The organism is Amycolatopsis sp. NBC_01307 (genome assembly GCF_035975215.1).
GTDB lineage: Bacteria > Actinomycetota > Actinomycetes > Mycobacteriales > Pseudonocardiaceae > Amycolatopsis.
This window is the reverse complement of record NZ_CP108403.1, coordinates 8,551,828-8,569,851: the sequence shown is the minus strand read 5'-3', so window position 1 is coordinate 8,569,851 and position 18,024 is coordinate 8,551,828. Positions and strand designations below refer to the sequence as shown.

General features: G+C 71.2%; 16 protein-coding genes. 11 read left to right on the top strand and 5 right to left on the bottom strand.

Annotated elements, in window-relative coordinates; all coding sequences use genetic code 11:
- Positions 1 to 276 precede the first annotated feature (276 nt).
- The gene (locus OG439_RS37960) at positions 277 to 675 is read right to left on the bottom strand and encodes a DUF5318 domain-containing protein (protein WP_247059540.1); all 399 of its coding nucleotides are present in this window, start codon (positions 673 to 675) and stop codon (positions 277 to 279) included.
- 245 nt (positions 676 to 920) lie between these two features.
- On the opposite strand from OG439_RS37960, the gene OG439_RS37955 reads away from it, so the two are divergent.
- The 4 genes from OG439_RS37955 to OG439_RS37940 all read left to right on the top strand — a co-directional run bounded on the left by OG439_RS37955 (position 921) and on the right by OG439_RS37940 (position 3,987).
- Complete coding sequence (locus OG439_RS37955; RefSeq protein ID WP_247059539.1) at positions 921 to 1,475, top strand: PadR family transcriptional regulator; 555 nt, start codon at positions 921 to 923, stop codon at positions 1,473 to 1,475.
- 68 nt (positions 1,476 to 1,543) lie between these two features.
- On the top strand, positions 1,544 to 2,632 hold the full coding sequence (locus tag OG439_RS37950) for an inositol-3-phosphate synthase (protein ID WP_247059538.1): 1,089 nt from the start codon (positions 1,544 to 1,546) through the stop codon (positions 2,630 to 2,632).
- Between the two features lie 93 nt (positions 2,633 to 2,725).
- Entirely contained in the window at positions 2,726 to 3,256 is a 531-nt protein-coding gene (locus OG439_RS37945) for an RNA polymerase sigma factor (RefSeq protein ID WP_247059537.1), read from the top strand.
- A complete protein-coding gene (locus OG439_RS37940; protein ID WP_326945366.1) occupies positions 3,253 to 3,987 on the top strand; it encodes a hypothetical protein in 735 nt (244 codons plus the stop codon). The genes OG439_RS37945 and OG439_RS37940 overlap by 4 nt, the downstream gene beginning before the upstream one ends.
- Here OG439_RS37940 and OG439_RS37935 read toward each other — a convergent pair.
- A complete protein-coding gene (locus OG439_RS37935) occupies positions 3,953 to 4,591 on the bottom strand; it encodes an HAD family hydrolase (protein WP_326945365.1) in 639 nt (212 codons plus the stop codon). The genes OG439_RS37940 and OG439_RS37935 overlap by 35 nt on opposite strands.
- Positions 4,592 to 4,657: 66 nt before the next feature.
- On the opposite strand from OG439_RS37935, the gene OG439_RS37930 reads away from it, so the two are divergent.
- From OG439_RS37930 to OG439_RS37910, 5 genes are all read left to right on the top strand, one after another.
- Positions 4,658 to 5,116 (top strand): MarR family winged helix-turn-helix transcriptional regulator, encoded by a 459-nt coding sequence (locus tag OG439_RS37930; protein ID WP_326945364.1) that lies wholly within the window; start codon positions 4,658 to 4,660, stop codon positions 5,114 to 5,116.
- The gene (locus tag OG439_RS37925) at positions 5,106 to 6,323 is read left to right on the top strand and encodes an MFS transporter (RefSeq protein WP_326945363.1); all 1,218 of its coding nucleotides are present in this window, start codon (positions 5,106 to 5,108) and stop codon (positions 6,321 to 6,323) included. Before OG439_RS37930 ends, OG439_RS37925 begins: the two co-directional genes overlap by 11 nt.
- Before the next feature lie 94 nt (positions 6,324 to 6,417).
- Complete coding sequence (locus OG439_RS37920; RefSeq protein WP_326945362.1) at positions 6,418 to 8,463, top strand: PhoX family protein; 2,046 nt, start codon at positions 6,418 to 6,420, stop codon at positions 8,461 to 8,463.
- Between the two features lie 87 nt (positions 8,464 to 8,550).
- On the top strand, positions 8,551 to 10,161 hold the full coding sequence (locus tag OG439_RS37915) for a DUF7850 domain-containing protein (protein WP_326945361.1): 1,611 nt from the start codon (positions 8,551 to 8,553) through the stop codon (positions 10,159 to 10,161).
- On the top strand, positions 10,158 to 10,835 hold the full coding sequence (locus OG439_RS37910) for an SDR family oxidoreductase (protein WP_326945360.1): 678 nt from the start codon (positions 10,158 to 10,160) through the stop codon (positions 10,833 to 10,835). Before OG439_RS37915 ends, OG439_RS37910 begins: the two co-directional genes overlap by 4 nt.
- 218 nt (positions 10,836 to 11,053) lie before the next feature.
- Here the strand turns inward: OG439_RS37910 and OG439_RS37905 are convergent, their stop codons facing one another.
- Genes OG439_RS37905 through OG439_RS37895 form a run of 3 tightly spaced genes read right to left on the bottom strand, consistent with a single transcriptional unit; the run spans position 11,054 to position 14,834 of the window.
- The gene (locus OG439_RS37905; protein WP_326945359.1) at positions 11,054 to 12,361 is read right to left on the bottom strand and encodes an amidohydrolase family protein; all 1,308 of its coding nucleotides are present in this window, start codon (positions 12,359 to 12,361) and stop codon (positions 11,054 to 11,056) included.
- A 23-nt stretch (positions 12,362 to 12,384) separates the two neighbouring features.
- On the bottom strand, positions 12,385 to 13,038 hold the full coding sequence (locus OG439_RS37900) for a response regulator transcription factor (RefSeq protein WP_326945358.1): 654 nt from the start codon (positions 13,036 to 13,038) through the stop codon (positions 12,385 to 12,387).
- Positions 13,035 to 14,834 carry a sensor histidine kinase gene (locus OG439_RS37895; protein ID WP_326945357.1) on the bottom strand — a complete coding sequence of 600 codons (1,800 nt, stop codon included), beginning with the start codon at positions 14,832 to 14,834 and terminating at the stop codon, positions 13,035 to 13,037. The genes OG439_RS37900 and OG439_RS37895 overlap by 4 nt, the downstream gene beginning before the upstream one ends.
- Before the next feature lie 172 nt (positions 14,835 to 15,006).
- Between OG439_RS37895 and OG439_RS37890 the strand changes: the two genes are divergently transcribed.
- Entirely contained in the window at positions 15,007 to 15,708 is a 702-nt protein-coding gene (locus OG439_RS37890; protein WP_326945356.1) for an ABC transporter ATP-binding protein, read from the top strand.
- On the top strand, positions 15,705 to 17,954 hold the full coding sequence (locus OG439_RS37885; protein ID WP_326945355.1) for an FtsX-like permease family protein: 2,250 nt from the start codon (positions 15,705 to 15,707) through the stop codon (positions 17,952 to 17,954). Before OG439_RS37890 ends, OG439_RS37885 begins: the two co-directional genes overlap by 4 nt.
- The last annotated feature ends 70 nt before the right edge of the window (positions 17,955 to 18,024 follow it).

Here is an 18,024-nt window from a genome sequence, read left to right as displayed (position 1 = left end):
GGACCGCTTTCGTCGCCGGCCGGCCACTCGGGCGCGGCGCCACGGCCACTGGGGACACCGCGCGGCGGCGTGCCGCGCTGGGGTCGCCGGGGGGCTTCTTCGCCGGGCCAGGCCGGTGCGGGGTCTTCCCCCGGCCACGGGCCTGACTGGGCACGGCGAGGTGCATCTGGCTCCTGGCCGGGCCAGGAGCGGTTGCGATCGTCGTTCACGAATGGGCCTCCCAGACCGGCGCCCGGTAGTGCGCCGTTCTGCGCTCTTCAGCGGTAGTGATGCAGCTCACCGGCCCGCGGTCCTTCGCGGACCGTCGGCCGGCTCCCCCGTGCCGAGGACGTACGACCGGACCAGGTGGTTCCAGTGGCACGCTCGGCACACCTCGACGTCGTACACGGTGAACTCGGCGAACGAGCCGGCCATCCTGGCCAGCTCTTCGGGGGTCCTCGCCGAGCCCGCGACGTGCTTGAGTTCGTCACCGTAGACCCAGGACACCAGGGTCAACGGTTCCTGGCGGCAGATCGGGCAGGGCTGGTCACCGGCCCGGCCGTGGAACTTCGCCGCCCGCAGCAGGTACGGGCTCGCGTCGCACGCCTCATGGCTGCCGACGCGCCCGGAGCGGACTTCGGCCAGCAGCGCACGGCGCTGCAAGGCGAAGTCCACGACCTGCCGCTGGTTAATCACCAGGACAGAGTACGGGCTCTTCCTGTGTGGTCCACGCCCCCTAGCGTGACCTCTCTCGCGACCGGTGGGGACACGCCGGACGTTCGATAACTCTCCGGTGACTTTCGCCCACGATCTGCTGATCTCGCCTGTTGGCTTCGCCACTTCGATGTATCGGGGCGATATAGTGGCTGGGTAGGTTGAACCGAGGCGATCATTCGGAGCAACGCGGATCGCTGAGGTTTGTTCCCGGAAGGGGGTGCGGTGTGCTGGAGTTCGCGATCCTGGGTCTTCTGCACGAAGCGCCCATGCACGGGTACGTGCTGCGCAAGCGGCTGCACGACACGCTCGGCACGCTCCGGACGTTCTCGTACGGCTCGCTGTACCCGACCCTGCGGCGGCTGCTGCGGGCCGGGTACCTGGTCGAAGAGCTCGACGAAGCCGACGACCGAGCGTGGTCGAGGCGGGGAAAGCGGGTCTACAAGCTCACTGCGGAGGGCAAAGAGCGCTTCAGCGAGCTGCTCGGCGACGCCGGGCCGCAGACCTGGGACGACGAGGGGTTCGGCGTGCACCTGGCCTTCTTCTCGCGGACCCCGGCCGACGTGCGGATGCGGATCCTCGAAGGCCGGCGGCGGCGCGTCGAAGAGCGCCGCGAAGGTTTGCGCGCCGCGCTGGCCAGGACCGAGGAGAGGATCGATCGCTACACCCGCGAGCTGCACCGGCTGGGCCTGGAGACCAGCGAGCGGGAGGTGCGCTGGCTCAACGAGCTCATCGCGCACGAACAACACGAACAAGCCGAGCGGCAGGGTCCCGAGACCTGAGCCGGGCGGCCGCGCCGCAGCGTAGCGGCAGACCTACTGAACAGACACGGATTGAAGGAGAAACCCCCATGGGCGAGAACCGCCGCGTACGGGTGGCCATCGTGGGCGTCGGCAACTGCGCGGCGTCGCTGGTCCAGGGTGTCCAGTACTACCGCGACGCGGACCCGGCCACCCGCGTCCCCGGTCTGATGCACGTCGACTTCGGCGGCTACCACGTCCGCGACATCGACTTCGTCGCCGCGTTCGACGTGGACGCCAAGAAGGTCAGCCGCGACCTGTCGGAGGCGATCTTCGCGTCCGAGAACAACACCATCAAGATCGCCGACGTGCCGCCGCTCGGCGTCACCGTCCAGCGCGGTCACACCCACGACGGTCTCGGCCGCTTCTACCGCGAGACGATCGAGGAGTCCGACGAGACCCCGGTCGACATCGTCGCCGCGCTGCGCGAAGCGAAGGTCGACGTGCTCGTGTCGTACCTGCCGGTGGGCTCCGAGGTGGCCGACAAGTTCTACGCGCAGGCCTGCATCGACGCGGGCGTCGCCTTCGTCAACGCGCTGCCGGTGTTCATCGCCTCCGACCCGGAGTGGGCGAAGAAGTTCACCGACGCCGGCGTCCCGATCGTCGGTGACGACATCAAGTCCCAGGTCGGCGCCACCATCACGCACCGCGTGCTGGCGAAGCTGTTCGAGGACCGCGGCGTGCAGCTCGACCGGACGATGCAGCTCAACGTGGGCGGGAACATGGACTTCCTGAACATGAAGGAGCTGGAGCGCCTCGAGTCGAAGAAGATCTCGAAGACCCAGTCCGTCACCTCGCAGATCGACCGCGACCTCGGCAAGGCCAACATCCACATCGGCCCGTCCGACTACGTCCAGTGGCTCGACGACCGCAAGTGGGCCTACGTCCGGCTCGAGGGCCGCGCCTTCGGCGACGTCCCGCTGAACCTGGAGTACAAGCTCGAGGTGTGGGACTCGCCGAACTCGGCGGGCATCATCATCGACGCCGTCCGCGCCGCGAAGATCGCGCTCGACCGCGGCATCGGCGGCCCGATCCTGTCGGCCTCCTCCTACTTCATGAAGTCGCCGCCGGAGCAGTACGACGACTCCACCGCGCGCGACGCCGTCGAGAAGTTCATCCGCGGCGAGCTCGAGCGGTAGAGCAGTCCCCCCCGAAGGAGGCCGTCACCGCTGGTGGCGGCCTTCTTCGCGTGGTGCACTAAACCGGTGGGGTGGGGCGCGCGTGAGCGTGGTGTGAGTGCGAGCGTTGGGGAGAGCGTGCCGGGGGACCTGGGCGCGCCGACCTTCCACGCCCTGTTCCAGGAGTACTTCGCCCAGATGACCCGGCTCGCGCACCTGCTCGGCGCGGACGACGCGGAAAACGTCGCCCAGGAGGCTTTTGTCAAGCTCCACCAGCGCTGGGACACCCTGACCGACCACACCCGCGTGGCGGGTTACCTCCGCGCGACCGTGGTGAACATGTCGCGGTCGCGCACCCGGCACCTGCGGGTGGTCCGGCGGACGCCGCAGGAGCTGCCGCCGGACGAGCTGTCGGCGGAGGTCCGGGCGGTGGCCAACTGGGAACACCAGCGGATCCGCGCGGTTCTGGGCAAACTGTCCAGGAGGCAGCGCGAGGTGCTGGTGCTGCGCTACTGGCTGGACCTGAGCACGGCGGGCATCGCGGAGACGCTGGGGATCTCCCCGGGCACGGTCAAGGCGACCACGCACCACGCGATGGAGAATCTGCGCAAGCACCTGGGGGACGACCTGGGAGGTGAGCGATGACCGACCTCGAACGCAAACTGGCCGAGACACTGCGGGAGCAGGGCGGGGAGGTCACGCCCGACCTCGCCGGCGCGTGGGCGGAGCAGCTGCGCCGCCAGCGAAGGCCGCGAGCGGCCCGCCGCCGGCTGACGGTGCTGGTCGCCCCGCTGGCCGCGGTGCTGGTGGTGCTGACGAGCGTGCTGCTGGCCACCCAGCTGAACACGCCTTCAGACCCAATCCAGCCGGCGCTCCCCGGTGAGTCGTTCAGTCTGGCGCCGCCCGAATATCGAGACTTGATCGGCTTGCTGGTGACGGGCACTCCGGTCGCCCTCACTAACTTCGCTGGCCAGACCGACAGGTGGACGGCCTATGCTTTCTCGTCCACCCCGGACGGGCTCAAGGACAAGTTCGAGTTCTGCGTTGCCGCTGTGCCCCAAGGGAGCCCGGTAGAAAGAAGCACACCGCAGTACGGGACGAAAGGCTCTGCTTGTATGCCTCTTGCGGCAATCTCGACGGTGTGCGCGGGTTATGTCGGCGAGTTCGGTGGCCCATTACCGGTAGGCAAGGCGGTCTACCTGATCAAAACCACGGTTCAAGAGGTGAGGCTTTACGACGCGGAGGGTGATCTGAGCATTGGGCGAGCTGTCGGTGATGCGGGGCCAGGCCGCGTATTCGTCGCCGACGTGAAGCCGGGTTCGCCGCCGGTCCGCTTCGAGGTCAGCTCAAAGGAAGCGCGTCCGGCAAGTCGGTGATCTTCTCCACCACCGCCGTGGCCTGCTTCAGCACCTCGGGGTCCGGCGGGAAGTGCGGGTTCGGCACCGCATAAACCGCCATCCCGGCCGCCAGCGCCGACCGCAACCCGTTCGTCGTGTCCTCGACAGCCGCGCATTCCGCCGGCGCCACGCCCAGCAGCTCCGCCGCCCGCAGGTACACGTCCGGCGCCGGCTTGCCCGCGCCGACCTGCTCGGACGACACCGCCGCGCCCACCGGCAGGCCCGTGACGTCCAGGAAACCCTTGATCAGGATCACCGGCGACGAGCTGGCGATCGCCACCGGCCACTTCTTCGCCACCGCCCGCACGACGTCGACCGCGCCGTCGATCAGCGGCGGCCGCTCGGCGTACCGCGCGGCCATGCGCTTGACGACGATCGTCGCGATCTCGGGTGGCGTGAGCCGCGCGCCCAGCTCTTCGACCAGGTAGCGCGCCCATTCCGGGGTGCTCATCCCCTGCTGTGCGCGCGTCGCCTCCTCGCGCCAGGTCCCGCCGTTCTCCGCGACGACCGCGCGGCGGACCTCGTCCCAGATCCGCTCGGAGTCCACGAGTACGCCGTCGAGGTCGAAGATCACCGCGTCCATGCCCCGAGCGTAGCTTGTGAGCCGACTTACTTAGCCACCCTTAGTAATATTTGTTAGCATGGCTAAGTGACTTCCCCGATCGCCGATCTCGCCCACCGGCTGCGGCCGCTGGTCTTCCGGCTGTACCACCAGGTGCGCCGCCAGACCCCGCAGCTGACGCTGACCCTCACCCAGGGGTCGGTGCTGAGCGAGCTGGTCAACGGCGGGCCGCGGCGGATGAGCGCGCTGGCCGAGTTCGAGAAGGTGAAGCTGCCGTCGATGACCGACGTCGTCAGCCGCCTCGAACGGCTCGGGCTCGCCACCCGCGCGCCGGACCCCGCCGACCGGCGGGCGGTGCTCGTGGACGTCACCGACGAGGGTCGTCGCTTCTACGCCGAGATGGTCACCGCCCGCGAAGAGTTCCTTCGCGAACGCCTGATCGCGATGGACGACGCCGACCGCGCCGCGATCGAAGCCGCCCTGCCGGCTCTCGCCAAGCTACTCATCGACACGAAGAAAGAAGCACTGATCAGTGATGAGCGCTGAACACCACTCGAACCTGCTGGACGCGGTCAAGGGCCAGCCCAAGCAGGTGTGGATCACCGCGTTCGCCGCGGTCATCGCCTTCATGGGAATCGGTCTCGTCGACCCGATCCTGCTGTCCATCGCCAAGGGCCTGGACGCGACGCCGTCGCAGGTCACCCTGCTCTTCTCGTCCTACCTCGGCGTCCAGGTCATCGCGATGCTGGTCACCGGCGCGGCGAGCGCGAAGTTCGGGCCGAAGCGCACGGTGCTCGTCGGGCTGACGCTGATCGTCGCGGCCACCGCGCTGTGCGCGGCCGCCGGCTCGATCGAGCAGCTCGTCGGGCTGCGCGCGGTCTGGGGTCTCGGCAACGCGTTCTTCATCGCGACGGCGTTGTCGGTGATCGTCGGCGCTGCGACCGGCGGCCAGTCCGGCGCGATCCTGCTCTACGAAGCCGCGCTCGGTGTCGGCCTGTCGGTCGGCCCGCTGCTGGGCGCCCTGCTCGGCAGCATCTCCTGGCGCGGCCCGTTCGTCGGCACGTCGATCCTGATGGCCGGCGCGCTCGTGCTGTGCGCGATGTTCCTGAAGGGCGACAAGCACGAGAAGCGTGATCCGATCAAGCTGCTCGACCCGCTTCGCGCGTTGAAGCACACCGGCCTGCTGCGCACTTCGGTCGCTTCGGCGCTTTACACCGCCGCGTTCTTCACGGTGCTGGCCTGGTCGCCGTTCGTCCTCGGCTGGAGCGCCATCGCCGTCGGCCTGATCTTCTGCGGCTGGGGCCTGTGCGTCGCCGTCGCGGGTGTCGCGCTCGCGCCGCGGCTGGCCGCCAAGCTCGGTGAGCGTCACGCCGCGGCGGCCGCCGTGTTCGGGTACGCCGTGCTGATGCTCGTGCTGGCCGTGCCGAGCAAGCCGGTGCTGGTCGTCGGGATCATCGTCTCGGGGCTCGTGTCCGGGCTGCTGAACACGCTGTTCACCGGCACCGCGATGTCCATCAGCGACGCGCCGCGCCCGGTCGCCAGCGCGGGGTACAACTTCTGCCGCTGGCTCGGCGGTGCCGTCGCGGCGACGCTGGTCGGGCACGTGGCCGAGTGGTTCGGTTCGCCGCAGGCGCCGTTCGTCGCCGCCGCGGTGCTGTGCGTCGTCGCCGGTGGCCTGCTCTCGCTGCGGGAGAAGAAGGCGGACGCGCACGCCGTGCCGCAGGAAGCCGCGCTCGTCGGCGAAGAGTTCTGACGAAGGCCAGTCCGGCGTTCACTCGAATGTCTGTATTGACTGGTTTGGGAGACTTACGGTCGGTTCGTTCCCGAACTCCCACCATGGAGGCCTCGTGCCCGACCGTCTGCTCCCGCTCTTCCCCGCCCACCCCGGCGGCCGCTCCCCGGTCACCTGCGAATACCGCTGCGGCAACGCTTGCGCGCACCCCGAGCCGAACGAGTCCGGCAACGCGTACTTCGGTGACGTCGTCAAGGACATCTCCCGCCGCCGGGTCTTCAAGGCGGGCGCCGTGATGGCCGCCGCGGCGGGCGGGTTCGCCGCGCTCTCGGGGACGGCGTCAGCTTCGAAGCCGCGTCCGGCGCCCGGAACCGACTTCGACCCCGTCCCGCCGAACAAGCTCGACGCGGTCGTCGTCCCGGACGGTTACGCGCAGCGCGTCGTCATCCGCTGGGGCGACCCGGTGGTGCCGGGCGCGCCGAAGTTCGACTTCACCAAGCAGACGGCGGCCGCGCAGGCGAAGCAGTTCGGCTACAACAACGACTTCGTCGGCCTCATCCCGCAGGACGCGCTGGGCCTGAACAACTTGCTCGTCGTGAACCACGAGTACACCGCCGAGGTGCACCTGTTCCCGGCTGACCAGTACGACCCGGCGAACCCGACCGAGGAGCAGGTGAAGATCGCCTGGGCGGCACACGGTCTTTCGGTGCTGCAGGCCCGGCGCGACCCGGTCCGCGGCGGCCTCGAGGTCGTGCCGAGCCGGTTCGCCCGCCGGATCACGCTCGACACCGTCTTCGAGGTCCGCGGGCCGGCCGCCGGCTCGCAGTACCTGAAGACGTCGGCCGATCCGAGCGGGCGCAAGGTCCGCGGCACGCAGAACAACTGCTCCGGCGGCGTGACGCCGTGGGGCACCGTGCTTTCCGGCGAGGAGAACATCCACCAGTACTTCGCGAACTCCGAGACGGTCACCGACCCGGTGGCGGCCGCGAGGCTGAAGCGGTACGCCATCGGCACCGGCGCCAGCACCCGCAAGTGGGAGCGTTTCGACAAGCGCTGGGACGTCTCGCAGGAGCCGAACGAGCCGAACCGGTTCGGCTGGGTCGTCGAGATCGACCCGAACGACCCGCACTCGACGCCGGTCAAGCACACCGCACTGGGCCGCTTCAAGCACGAGGGCTCGAACATCAAGATCACCGCCGACGGCCGCGTCGCCGCGTACTCCGGGGACGACGAACGTTTCGAGTACATTTACAAGTTCGTCTCCAAGGGGAAGTACAAGCCGGGCAAGAGCGCGCACGCGCGGCGGCACAACTCGGCGCTGCTCGACGACGGCACCCTGTACGTCGCGCGCTTCACCGGCGACAGCCCGGCGTCCGAGATCGACGGCACCGGCAAGCTCCCGGCCGACGACGAATTCGACGGCACCGGCGAGTGGCTGCCGCTGGTGAGCGGCGACAAGTCCTTTGTGGACGGATTCACCGCCGAGGAGGTCTACGTCTTCACCCGGCAGGCCGCCGACAAGGTGGCCGCCACGAAGATGGACCGGCCCGAGGACATCGAGCCGAACCCGGTCACCGGCCGGATCTACGCGGCGCTGACCAACAACAGCGACCGCGGCGCGGCGGGCAAGGCGGGTGTCGACGAGGTGAACCCGCGCGTGGCCAACCGGAACGGGCAGGTGCTGGAGTGGGCGGAGGCCCGCGGCGACGCGGCGTCGACGACGTTCTCGTGGCGGCTGCTGCTCGTCTGCGGCGACCCGGTCGCCGCCGACACGTACTACGGCGGCTTCGACAAGAGCCAGGTCAGCCCGATCTCCTGCCCGGACAACGTGGCCTTCGACCGCCACGGCAACCTCTGGGTCTCGACCGACGGCAACGCGCTCGGCGCGAACGACGGCCTGTTCTCGGTGCCGGTGACCGGTCCGGAACGCGGCCACGTCAAGCAGTTCCTGTCGGTGCCGCCCGGCGCCGAGACGTGCGGCCCGAACGTCACCGACCACGTCGTCCTCGTCGCGGTGCAGCACCCGGGCGAGAACGCGCCCAGCTCGGCCACCCCGACGTCGCACTGGCCCGACGGCGGCACCGCGCAGCCGCGGCCGTCACTCGTCTCGGTGTGGAAGAAGGGCCGCTTCGGGCGGCCCGGCCGCATCGGCGAGCGCTGACGCGGCGGGTTCGCGCCGGCCGAGGTTCACCCTGAAGGGGACCGCTCTCGGCCGGTGCGGGCCCGGGCCCCGCGCCATAGTCGGGGGGTGATCTTCTCGGCGCGCGCGATGGCAGTGGCGATGGCGGTCGCGGGCGCGGCGGTGCCCGTGGCCGCGGCTTCCCCCGCGGACCCGCCCCCGGCCTGCGGCGGCGTCGCGGCGAACCCGAGCGTCGAAACGACGGCGGCGAACGGCGCGCCGGACGGCTACGTCTTCACCCCGGCCGCGCCGGTGCCACCCGGGACACCGGCCGCGAAGCAGCCGAAACTGCTGACCGACCAGGCGTACGCCGTCGACGGCCGGCGGTCCGCGGTGATCCAGACGCCGGACGGCAAGGCGAGCACCGCCTACCAGACCGAGAAGTTCGTGCCGGGCGGCGTTTACACGCTCAGCGTGTCGACCGGCGCCGCGCTGCCGAGCGCGAACCCGGCCACCGGCCTGCGGTTCTACGACGCGACCGGTGCCCAGGTGCTGGAGAACAAGCTCGTCGCCGACCACAACGCGAGCGACGGGCACCTCGCCAAGCAGGACTTCCCGGCGTCGACCGCGCCGGCCAAGGCGTCGGCGGTGAAGTTCTTCGCCACGACCAGCGCGGAACGGCTCCGCTGGGACTGCGTCGTCGTGCAGCTCGCGGCGTACTCGGTGAAGAAGGAGGTGCAGAACCCGGCGACCGGCGCGTGGGGCCCGTTCGCGACGGTCACGGCGGGCGAGACCGCGCACTACCGCGTCACCGTGACGAACGACGGCACGCAGGACCTGACCGGGATCACCGTCCAGGACCCGTGGTGCGCCACGCCGTTCGCGCCGTTCACGCTCGCCGCGGCCGCGAACAAGCAGCTGACCTGCGACCACCCGAACCTGACGGTGGCCGACACCGGGCACGTCAACACGGCGAAGGTCACCGGCGTGCACTACCCCGGCGGCACGCTGGGCGACAAGACGTCGTCCGCGACGATCACCGTGGTCCCGCCGCCGGCGATCGCCAAGATCGGCGACTTCGCCTGGAACGACCGCAACCGCGACGGGCTGCAGGACCCGGGCGAGCCCGGCGTCGCGGGCGTGAAGGTGACGTTGAAGGACGGAGCGGGCGGCACGGTCGGCACCGCGACGACGGATGCGAACGGCAAGTACGGCTTCGAGAAGCTGAAGGACGGCACCTACCAGGTCTGCTTCGCCGTCCCGGCGGACTTCACGGTGACGCGCGAGGACGCCGGCAACGACGACCAGGACTCCGACGCGGACCCGGACGGCTGCACCGCGCCACGCACCCTGGGCGGCCCGGAGCGCGAGGACTTCTCGGTGGACCTCGGCCTGGCCCCGCCGACGAACCGGATCGGCGACTTCGCCTGGACCGACACCGACGGCAACGGCCTCCAGGACGCGGGCGAGCCGGGGCTGGCCGGGGTGAAGGCGGTGCTGAAGAACGGCACGAGCGTCGTCACCGGCCCGGACGGCGCCTACGCCTTCACCGGCCTCGAAGACGGCACCTACGAGGTGTGCTTCACGGCCGACGGGCACACGCCGACGAAGAAGGACGCCGGTGACGACACTCGCGACTCGGACGTGGACCCCTCGGGCTGCGCCTCCCGGACACTCGGCCCGGGCAACCGCGACGACCGCACGGTGGACGCCGGGTTCGTCGTTACGGTGGGGGCATGACGGATCTTCCCTTGGCCCTCGTGACCGGAGCCTCGCGCGGAATCGGCGCGGCGGTCGCCCACCAGCTCGCCCCGACGCACCGCCTCCTCCTCGGCGGCCGCGACGAGGACGCGCTGGACGCACTGGCGAAGGAACTGCCGGGCGCGACCCCGTGGCCGGTGGACCTGACCGACCAGGCCTCCCTCGAACGGGCGGCCGCGGACATCGCGTCCCTGGACGTCCTGATCCACTCGGCCGGAGTGGCTCGCCTGGGCCGGGTCGAGGCCACACCCGCCGACGCGTGGCGGGAGAACTTCGAGGTCAACACCGTGGCGGTGGTCGAGCTGACCCGCCTCCTGCTCCCGGCCCTGCGAGCGGCCCACGGCCACGTCGTGGTGATCAACTCGGGAGCGGGCCTGAACGCCCGCCCGGGCTGGTCCCCGTACGCGGCGAGCAAGTTCGCAGTCCGCGCCTTCGCCGACGCCCTGCGCGAGGAGGAGCCGGACCTGCGCGTGACGTCGGTCTACCCGGGCCGCACGGACACGGAGATGCAGCAGAAGATCTTCAAGGGCGAAGGCCGCGAGTACGACAGGTCGCACCTGCTGAAGGCGGACTCGGTGGCCACGGCAGTGGTGACGGCGGTGTCAGCAACCCCGGACGCCCAGGTGACCGAGGTCATCCTCCGCTCCCGCTGACCAGGCGGCCCCCCACCCTCCCCAGGGGGGCTGCCCCGTGTCCAGTCTATCGGTGGCGGCCGACAGACCAGGCGTTTCGTGGCCTCACGGCCCGGGTTGTCCACATCCAGCGGGGGCTGTGGACAACCCCGCGCCAAGCCCGCGACGCGCGCGCGTCGGGCCTGCGACGCGCGCCAAGCCCGCAACGCGCGTGCGTCGGGTCAGCCTCGCGACGTGCGTCAGGCCCGCAGCCGGGCCGCGGTTTCGGCTACGCCGGCCTGCACCTTCGAGCGGTCCACCCGCAGCGACTCGCCGTCGGCCACCACCTGCTCGCCCGCTACCCACACGTCCCGGACCCGGCGGGAGCCCGCCGCCCAGACGAGGTTCGACAGCAGCTGGACGTCCGGGACGTCCAAGCCGCACGCGAACGCCGGGTCGTCCAGGTCGATGTGGACCAAGTCGGCCCAGCGGCCCGGTTCCAGTGCGCCGATGTCGTCACGGCCCAGGGCCGCGGCGCCGCCGCGAGTCGCGAGCAGGAACGCGTCCGCCGCCGTCAGTACCGTCGAGTCGCCCGTCGCGAGGCGGGCGAACATCGCCGAGAGCTGCAGTTCTTCCCACAGGTCGATGTCGTCGTTGGACGCCGGGCCGTCGGTGCCGAGGCCGACCGCGACGCCCGCCGCGCGCAGCTCGGCGATCCGCGCGATGCCTGATGCCAGCTTCGCGTTGGAGCCCGGGCAATGCGCCATGCCCACCCCAGAAGCGGCGAACAGCGCGATGTCCGCGTCCGACAGGTGGATCGCGTGCGCGGCCAGCACCCGGCCGTCCAGCATGCCGAGCTTGGCCAGGAACGCGGGCACCGAGCCGTGCACTTCGCGAACCGCGAGGTCCTCCGCCGCCGCCTCGGCGATGTGGATCTGGATCAGCGCGCCGCGAGCGGACGCCGACTCCGCCGTCGCGCGCAGGCCGTCCTCCGACAGCATGTACGCGGAGTGCGGGCCGTAGCCGAGCTCGATGCGGTCGCCCGGGCCGAAGCGCAGGCCGTCCGCGTCGATCCAGCGCTCGATCGCGGCCAGCTGGGCGCGCCAGTCGAGGCCCGGCAGCTCCATCACCGGCGGCGCGACCAGCACGCGCCCGCCCGTCGTGAGGACGGCGTCGACCAGCTGCTCGCCTTCGAAGTACATCTCGGCGCTGGTCGTGACGCCGTGGCGCAGCATCTCGACCGAGCCCAGCAGCATGCCGGTGCGGACGTCTTCGGGCCGCAGCTTCGCCTCGGCGGGCCAGATGATCTCGTTGAGCCACGGCAGCAGCGGCAGGTCGCCGCCCATGCCGCGCAGCAGCGTCATCGGGCTGTGCGCGTGCGTGTTGATCAGGCCGGGCAGCAGGATGCCGGTCAGGGTGGTGACCGGTGCGGCGGACCCGGGGGCGGTGGCCACCGGTCCGCAGTACGAAATTCGCCCATCGGTGTCGACATCGACGACCGCGTCGCGCAGGAGTGAACAGGACGGGTCGGCGGGGAGAACGACAGGAGCGTGGAAACGGCGTTGCATGTCGGGATACTACGCACCCGCAATTACGAGACGACTCCGCTCCGCCACGCCCAGGCCGCGATCTCCACCCGGTTCCGCGCGCCGATCTTCCCCTGCACCGACGCGAGGTGCGTCTTCACCGTCGAGAGCGACAGGTAGAGCTCCGACCCGATCTCGGTGTTCGTCAGCCCGCGCGCGGCCGCCTTCACGACGTCCATCTCGCGCGCGGTCAGCGGCTCGGAAGGCGGCTTGACCTGCGGTTTCGCCGGGCCGCTGCCGTCGAAGTGCTTGAGCAGCCGGACGGTGATCTGCGGCGACACCAGCGCGTCGCCGCGGTCGGCCGCGCGGACCGCCTCGATCAGCAGCGCCGGGCCGGCGTCCTTCAGCAGAAACCCGGACGCGCCGTTGCGCAACGCCGTGTGCACATACTCGTCGAGGTCGAAGGTGGTGACCACCACTACCTTCAGCGGGTCGGTGACGTCCGGGCCGGCCAGCTGCCGGGTGACTTCGAGGCCGTCGAGGCCGGGCATGCGGATGTCGAGCAGGCAGACGTCCGGGCGCAGTTCGCGGGCCTTCGAGACCGCCGAGACGCCGTCCGCGACGTCGGCGACGACCTCGATGTCGTCGTGGGAGTCCAGGATCATGCGGAACCCCATCCGCACCATCTCCTGGTCGTCGGCGATCAGTACCCGGATCACTCGTCCCCTTCCGCTTCTTCCGTGGCGGCCAGTGGCAGCCAAGCTTCGACGCGCCAGCCGCCGTCCGGGCCGCGCCCGGCCGAGAGCCGGCCCTTCAGCAGCGCGACGCGTTCGCGCATGCCGACCAGACCGTAGCCGCCCGAGCCGCCGGCGGGCCGGTGCGTGCGCTCGCGCCCGTTGTCCGTCACCCGCAGGTGCAGTTCCGTGCCGTTCGCCTCGGCGAGCACGAACGCGTCGGTCGCGTCCGCGGCGTGCTTGCCGACGTTCGTCAGGGACTCCTGCACCAGCCGCAGCGCCGAGCGGCCGACCTCGTGCGGCAGGTCCGGCGGCAGGTCGAGGTGCATCGACGTCGGCACGCCGTGGTTGGCGCCTTCGACCAGCTTCCGCAGGTCGGCGCCGAGATCGGTGGTGGCCTGCTCGCTGAACTCGCTCGACCCGGCGGGCGCGTCACCGCGCATCGAGCGGACCAGCCGCCGCATCGCCGCCAGCGCCTCGACGCCGGCGTTCTCGATCCGGCCCATCGCCTCGACGGCGATCTGCGGGTTCTTCTCGGCCATCATCCGCGCGGCCTGCGCCTGCACCACGATCCCGGTGACGTGGTGGGCGACGACGTCGTGCAGCTCGCGGGCCAGCGCCATCCGCTCGGCGGTCTGCGCCTCGGACACCGCGGACTGGACGACCGTGGTGCGCTCGGAGTCCCGCGACCGCAGCATCAGGCCGACGGCGATCGAGATGCCCAGCATCAGCGCCGCGGCGAAGGCCAGGATCGACAGCGTTTGCGGGTCGGTCTGCAGGTTGCCGGCGGGCTGGTTCGAGTTGACGATCGCCGCGAGCGCGACGACGGCCGACAGCACGGCCACCCGGGCCCACGAGGCGCTCAGCCCCCGGGCGCGGGTCAGGGTGACCACCACGCCCATCCCGGCGATGACCTGCACGAACGGCACTCCGCCGGGCATCGGGTAGGAACTGCGCAGCTGCAGCAACGGCGTGATGACCGCGGAGAGCAGCAGAACCCCGGCGATGGCGAGGACCGCGTCCGCGGGCCGCCGCGGCGACAGCACCGCGATGACGGCCGCGACGAGCGAGCAGAACAGGATCGGGAAGCCGCGGGCGGTGCTGGAGTACGTGTAACCGAACTCGAAGATGAGCGCGAACCCGAGCAGCCCGATCAGCGGCCACTGCCCCATCGCCAGCTCGTTGACCCGGCGCAGCTTGCGCGTGCGCGGATCGGCCTTCGGGCCGCGGTCGCGGATCGCGATGGCGGGCACCACCGCGCCGGCGAGCAGCAGCACGCCGAACAGCAGGGCCTGGTAGAGCGATCCGCCGTCCAGGTCGCCGACGCCCCGGTAGCGGCCGAAGACCGCGACCAGGCACCCGACGACCAGGGCGCTGACCACGCAGAACGCCACGCCCGCCCGCGCCCGGCGAGTCACGTAGTAGAGCATCAGCTCCCCCGCCACGATCTCGGTGATCGTCACCTTCGGCAGCACGCTCGAGTACGGCGGGATGTGGAACGCGTGGATGAAGAGGGTGGAGAACACCAGCACGGCGGCACCCGCCGCACCGGCGACGGCGGCCCGCTTCTGGGCCCAGAGGGCACAGGCCACCATCGCGAACATGCCGGGCAGCAGCCCGAAGTCGACGAAGCGCGAGCCGTGTTCGTCGAGTGCGGCCTGTGTTGTGTAGACGAGGTCGAAGAGCAGCGCGGCGAACAGCACGGCCGCGGGCACACCGATGCGCCGCACCAGGGCGGCGGTGCGGGTGTAGAGGGTGTTCGGCGGAGGCGCGGCGGTCACAACGTGACGTTAGAGGATCCGCGGGCGTCCGCACCTTGGCCGAGTGGCTCGCGCTCCCTCGGCCGATCGGCCGATGCGGGCGGGCCCGTGACTGGCCGTCTGCCCGAAGTGGACATCCCTTGCTCTCGGCGAAGCTCAGCGGCATCAAGATCCGACCGACAGGGAGAACCTCGTGGACCCGAACACTCCACAGTGGACCGATGGCCCGGTGTTGTCCGGCCGTGGGCTCGTCAAGCGCTACGGCGCGCAGTACGCCCTGGCCGGCATCGACATCGACATCCAGCCGCGGGACGCCGTCGCCATCGTCGGGCCGTCGGGCTCGGGCAAGACGTCGCTGCTGCACGTGCTGGCCGGCATCCTCCGGGCCGACGACGGGCAGATCTTCCTGGCGGGGCAGCGGATCGACCACCTCGGCGAGAAGAAGCGCAGCGAGCTGCGCCGCACCGAGTTCGGTTTCGTCTTCCAGTCCGGGATGCTCGTCGCCGAGCTGTCGGCCGAGGAGAACGTCGCGCTGCCGTCGCTGCTGGCCGGGCTCGGCCGCAAGGAGGCCATCGAGGCCGGGCGCCAGTGGCTCTCGCGGCTCGGCCTGGCCGGCAAGGAACGCCGCCGTCCCGGTGAGCTGTCCGGCGGCGAGGCCCAGCGCGTCGCCATCGCCCGCGCGCTCACCCACCGGCCGAAGGTGATCTTCGCCGACGAGCCGACCGGTGCCCTCGACACGCGCACCGGCCGGGACACGATGGACGCCCTGCTCGGCGCCGCCCACGAGACGGGCGCCGCGGTGATCGTCGTGACGCACGACCGCGAGCTGGCCGAGTCGATGCCGAAGACCGTCGCCATCCGGGACGGCCTGATCGCCACGAGGCTCGCGGCATGAACTCGCTGCAGATCGCCCTGCGGGTGCTGAAGGTCGACCGGCGGACCCGGACGTCGGCGATCCTCACCGCGGTCGGGGTGGCCGTCGCGACCGGGCTGGTGCTGCTGCTGGCGACGCTGCCGTTCGCCACGGTGCAGCGCGAGGAACGCGCCCTCTGGCAAGGCGACCACTTCTACAGCCGCGGTTCCGACGGCCCGGCGAAGCTGGTGTACTCCGCCTCGAAGGACTACTTCGACGGCAAGCAGATCATCCGCGTCGACGTCGCACTGGCGCCCGGCGCCACCGCGGCCGGGCTCGAGCTGCCGCCGGGGGTGCCGCAGCTGCCCGGACCGGGCGAGACCGTCGTGTCGCCCGCGCTCGGCCGGTTGCTGCAGGGCAACTCCGCCGCGCAGCTCGGCGACCGGTTCGGCAAGCCCGTCGGGGCGTTGAGTGACGACGCCTTGCGGTTCCCCGAACAGCTCGTCGCGCTCACCGGGCACACGGCGGACCAGATGCCGGAGGCCTCTTCGCATGTCGCCGGGTTCCCGAAGGGCGAAGCGCGTCCGGACGGCCTGCTGATGCTGCTGTCCTGGGTCGGCATCATCGTGCTGCTGGTGCCGAGCCTGGTGCTGGTCGCGTCGTCGGCGCGGCTGACCGCGGCCCGGCGCGAGCGGCGGCTGGCCGCGCTCCGGCTGGCCGGCGCGACGCCGGGGCAGGTCACGAACATGGTGGCCGCCGAGACGACGTTGTCCGCGGGCATCGGTGCCCTGCTCGGCCTGCTGCTCAGCCCGGCGTTGCGCGGCCTCGCGTCGTTCGTGCCCTGGGCGGGCGGCACCTGGCAGGCGGCCGACTTCGCGCTGCCGGTCGGCCTGACGGTGTTCATCGTCATGGCGATCCCGGTGCTCGTGGTGCTGGCCGGCGTCCTGGGCCTGCGGCGGGTGCTGAAGAACCCGCTGTTCGCCACCGGCGGCCACACGAAGAAGCCGTTGCGCTGGTGGCGGCTGCTGGCCCTGCCCGCGGCCGGGCTGTTCTTCCTCTACGCGGTGTCGACCTCGGGTGACTCCGGCGGCATCGGGATGGTCATGGTGGGGCTGTTCCTGCTGGTCGGCTCGGCCGCGATCGTCGGGCCGTGGGTGACGTCGGCGGTGGGCGGCACGTTCGTCCGGATCTGGCGGCGGCCGTCGTCGCTGCTCGCCGGCCGGCGCCTGCGTGACGACCCGAAGAGCGCCTACCGCGCGTCCGCCGGGATCGTGCTCGCGGTGTTCGCCGGGTCGATGGCGCTGACGCTGCTGCCGACGTTCGAGTCGATGGCGGGCGGCGGCCGGTCCTTCCAAGACTCCGTGCTCTACGTCGACACCGACGGTCAGCACGCGAGCAAGATCGTCGAGCAGGCCAACGGCTCGCTGCAGAAGTACGGCCAGTCCGAGAAGGCCGTCGCGGTCGGGCAGGTCTACCTGGTCCAGGGCGAGGGCTCGCACCGCACCGGCAACCGGGCGCTGGTGATGAGCTGCGCGGACGCGGTCAAGCTGACCCGCTTCGGGCTCACCGCGGAGAACTGCACGGGCGGTCCGGCCGTCTTCGGCGACTCGGCGCTCGACCTGGCGCAGTACAAGATCGCCGACGACTGGGACGGGACGGCCGTGGCCGTCAAGTCGGGCACGCGGACGGAAGCCGTCCACCTGCCGGACTCCGACCTGGCCGGCACGTCGATCATCGACCCGGCCGCGCTGCCGGACGGCCTGGCGCGGAAGTACGTCACCGTGGTCGCGCCGACCACCGACGCCAACCGCGAGATCGTCCGCACGGCGCTGGCCGCGCCGGCCGCCGGCGAGGAGATCGGCAGCCGCGACCAGTACCTGTTCAACCAGCAGACCGAGCTCGGTGACCTGCGCCGGGTGACGGTGATCGGGCTGCTCGCGGCCGGTGTCCTGGCCGGGTGCAGTGCCGCGGTCGCGACCGCCGGCTCGGTGATGGACCGCCGCCGCACCTTCGGCGCGCTGATGGCCGCCGGCACGCCGGTGCGGGTGCTGTCGAGGGCGTTGCGGATGGAGGCCGCGCTGCCCGCGCTGGTCGCCACCATCGGCGCGGGAATCGTCGGGGTACTCGTCGGTGTTGGGCTCTACAGCATGGTCGATCCACGCGGGATCGTGCTGAGTCCGTGGCTCCTGGCGCCGGTGGTGCTGGGGGTCGGTGTGGCCCTGCTCGGCGCGTCGGTCTGCACGCCCGCCCTCAAGCGGGTCCAGGCTGAGCCGCTGGCCGAGGAATAGGACGTTCGCCCTTCTGTCGGGGGAGGGGCGAGCACCGGGGGTAGTGAGCTGAAGGGGACCTTTCTCCGCG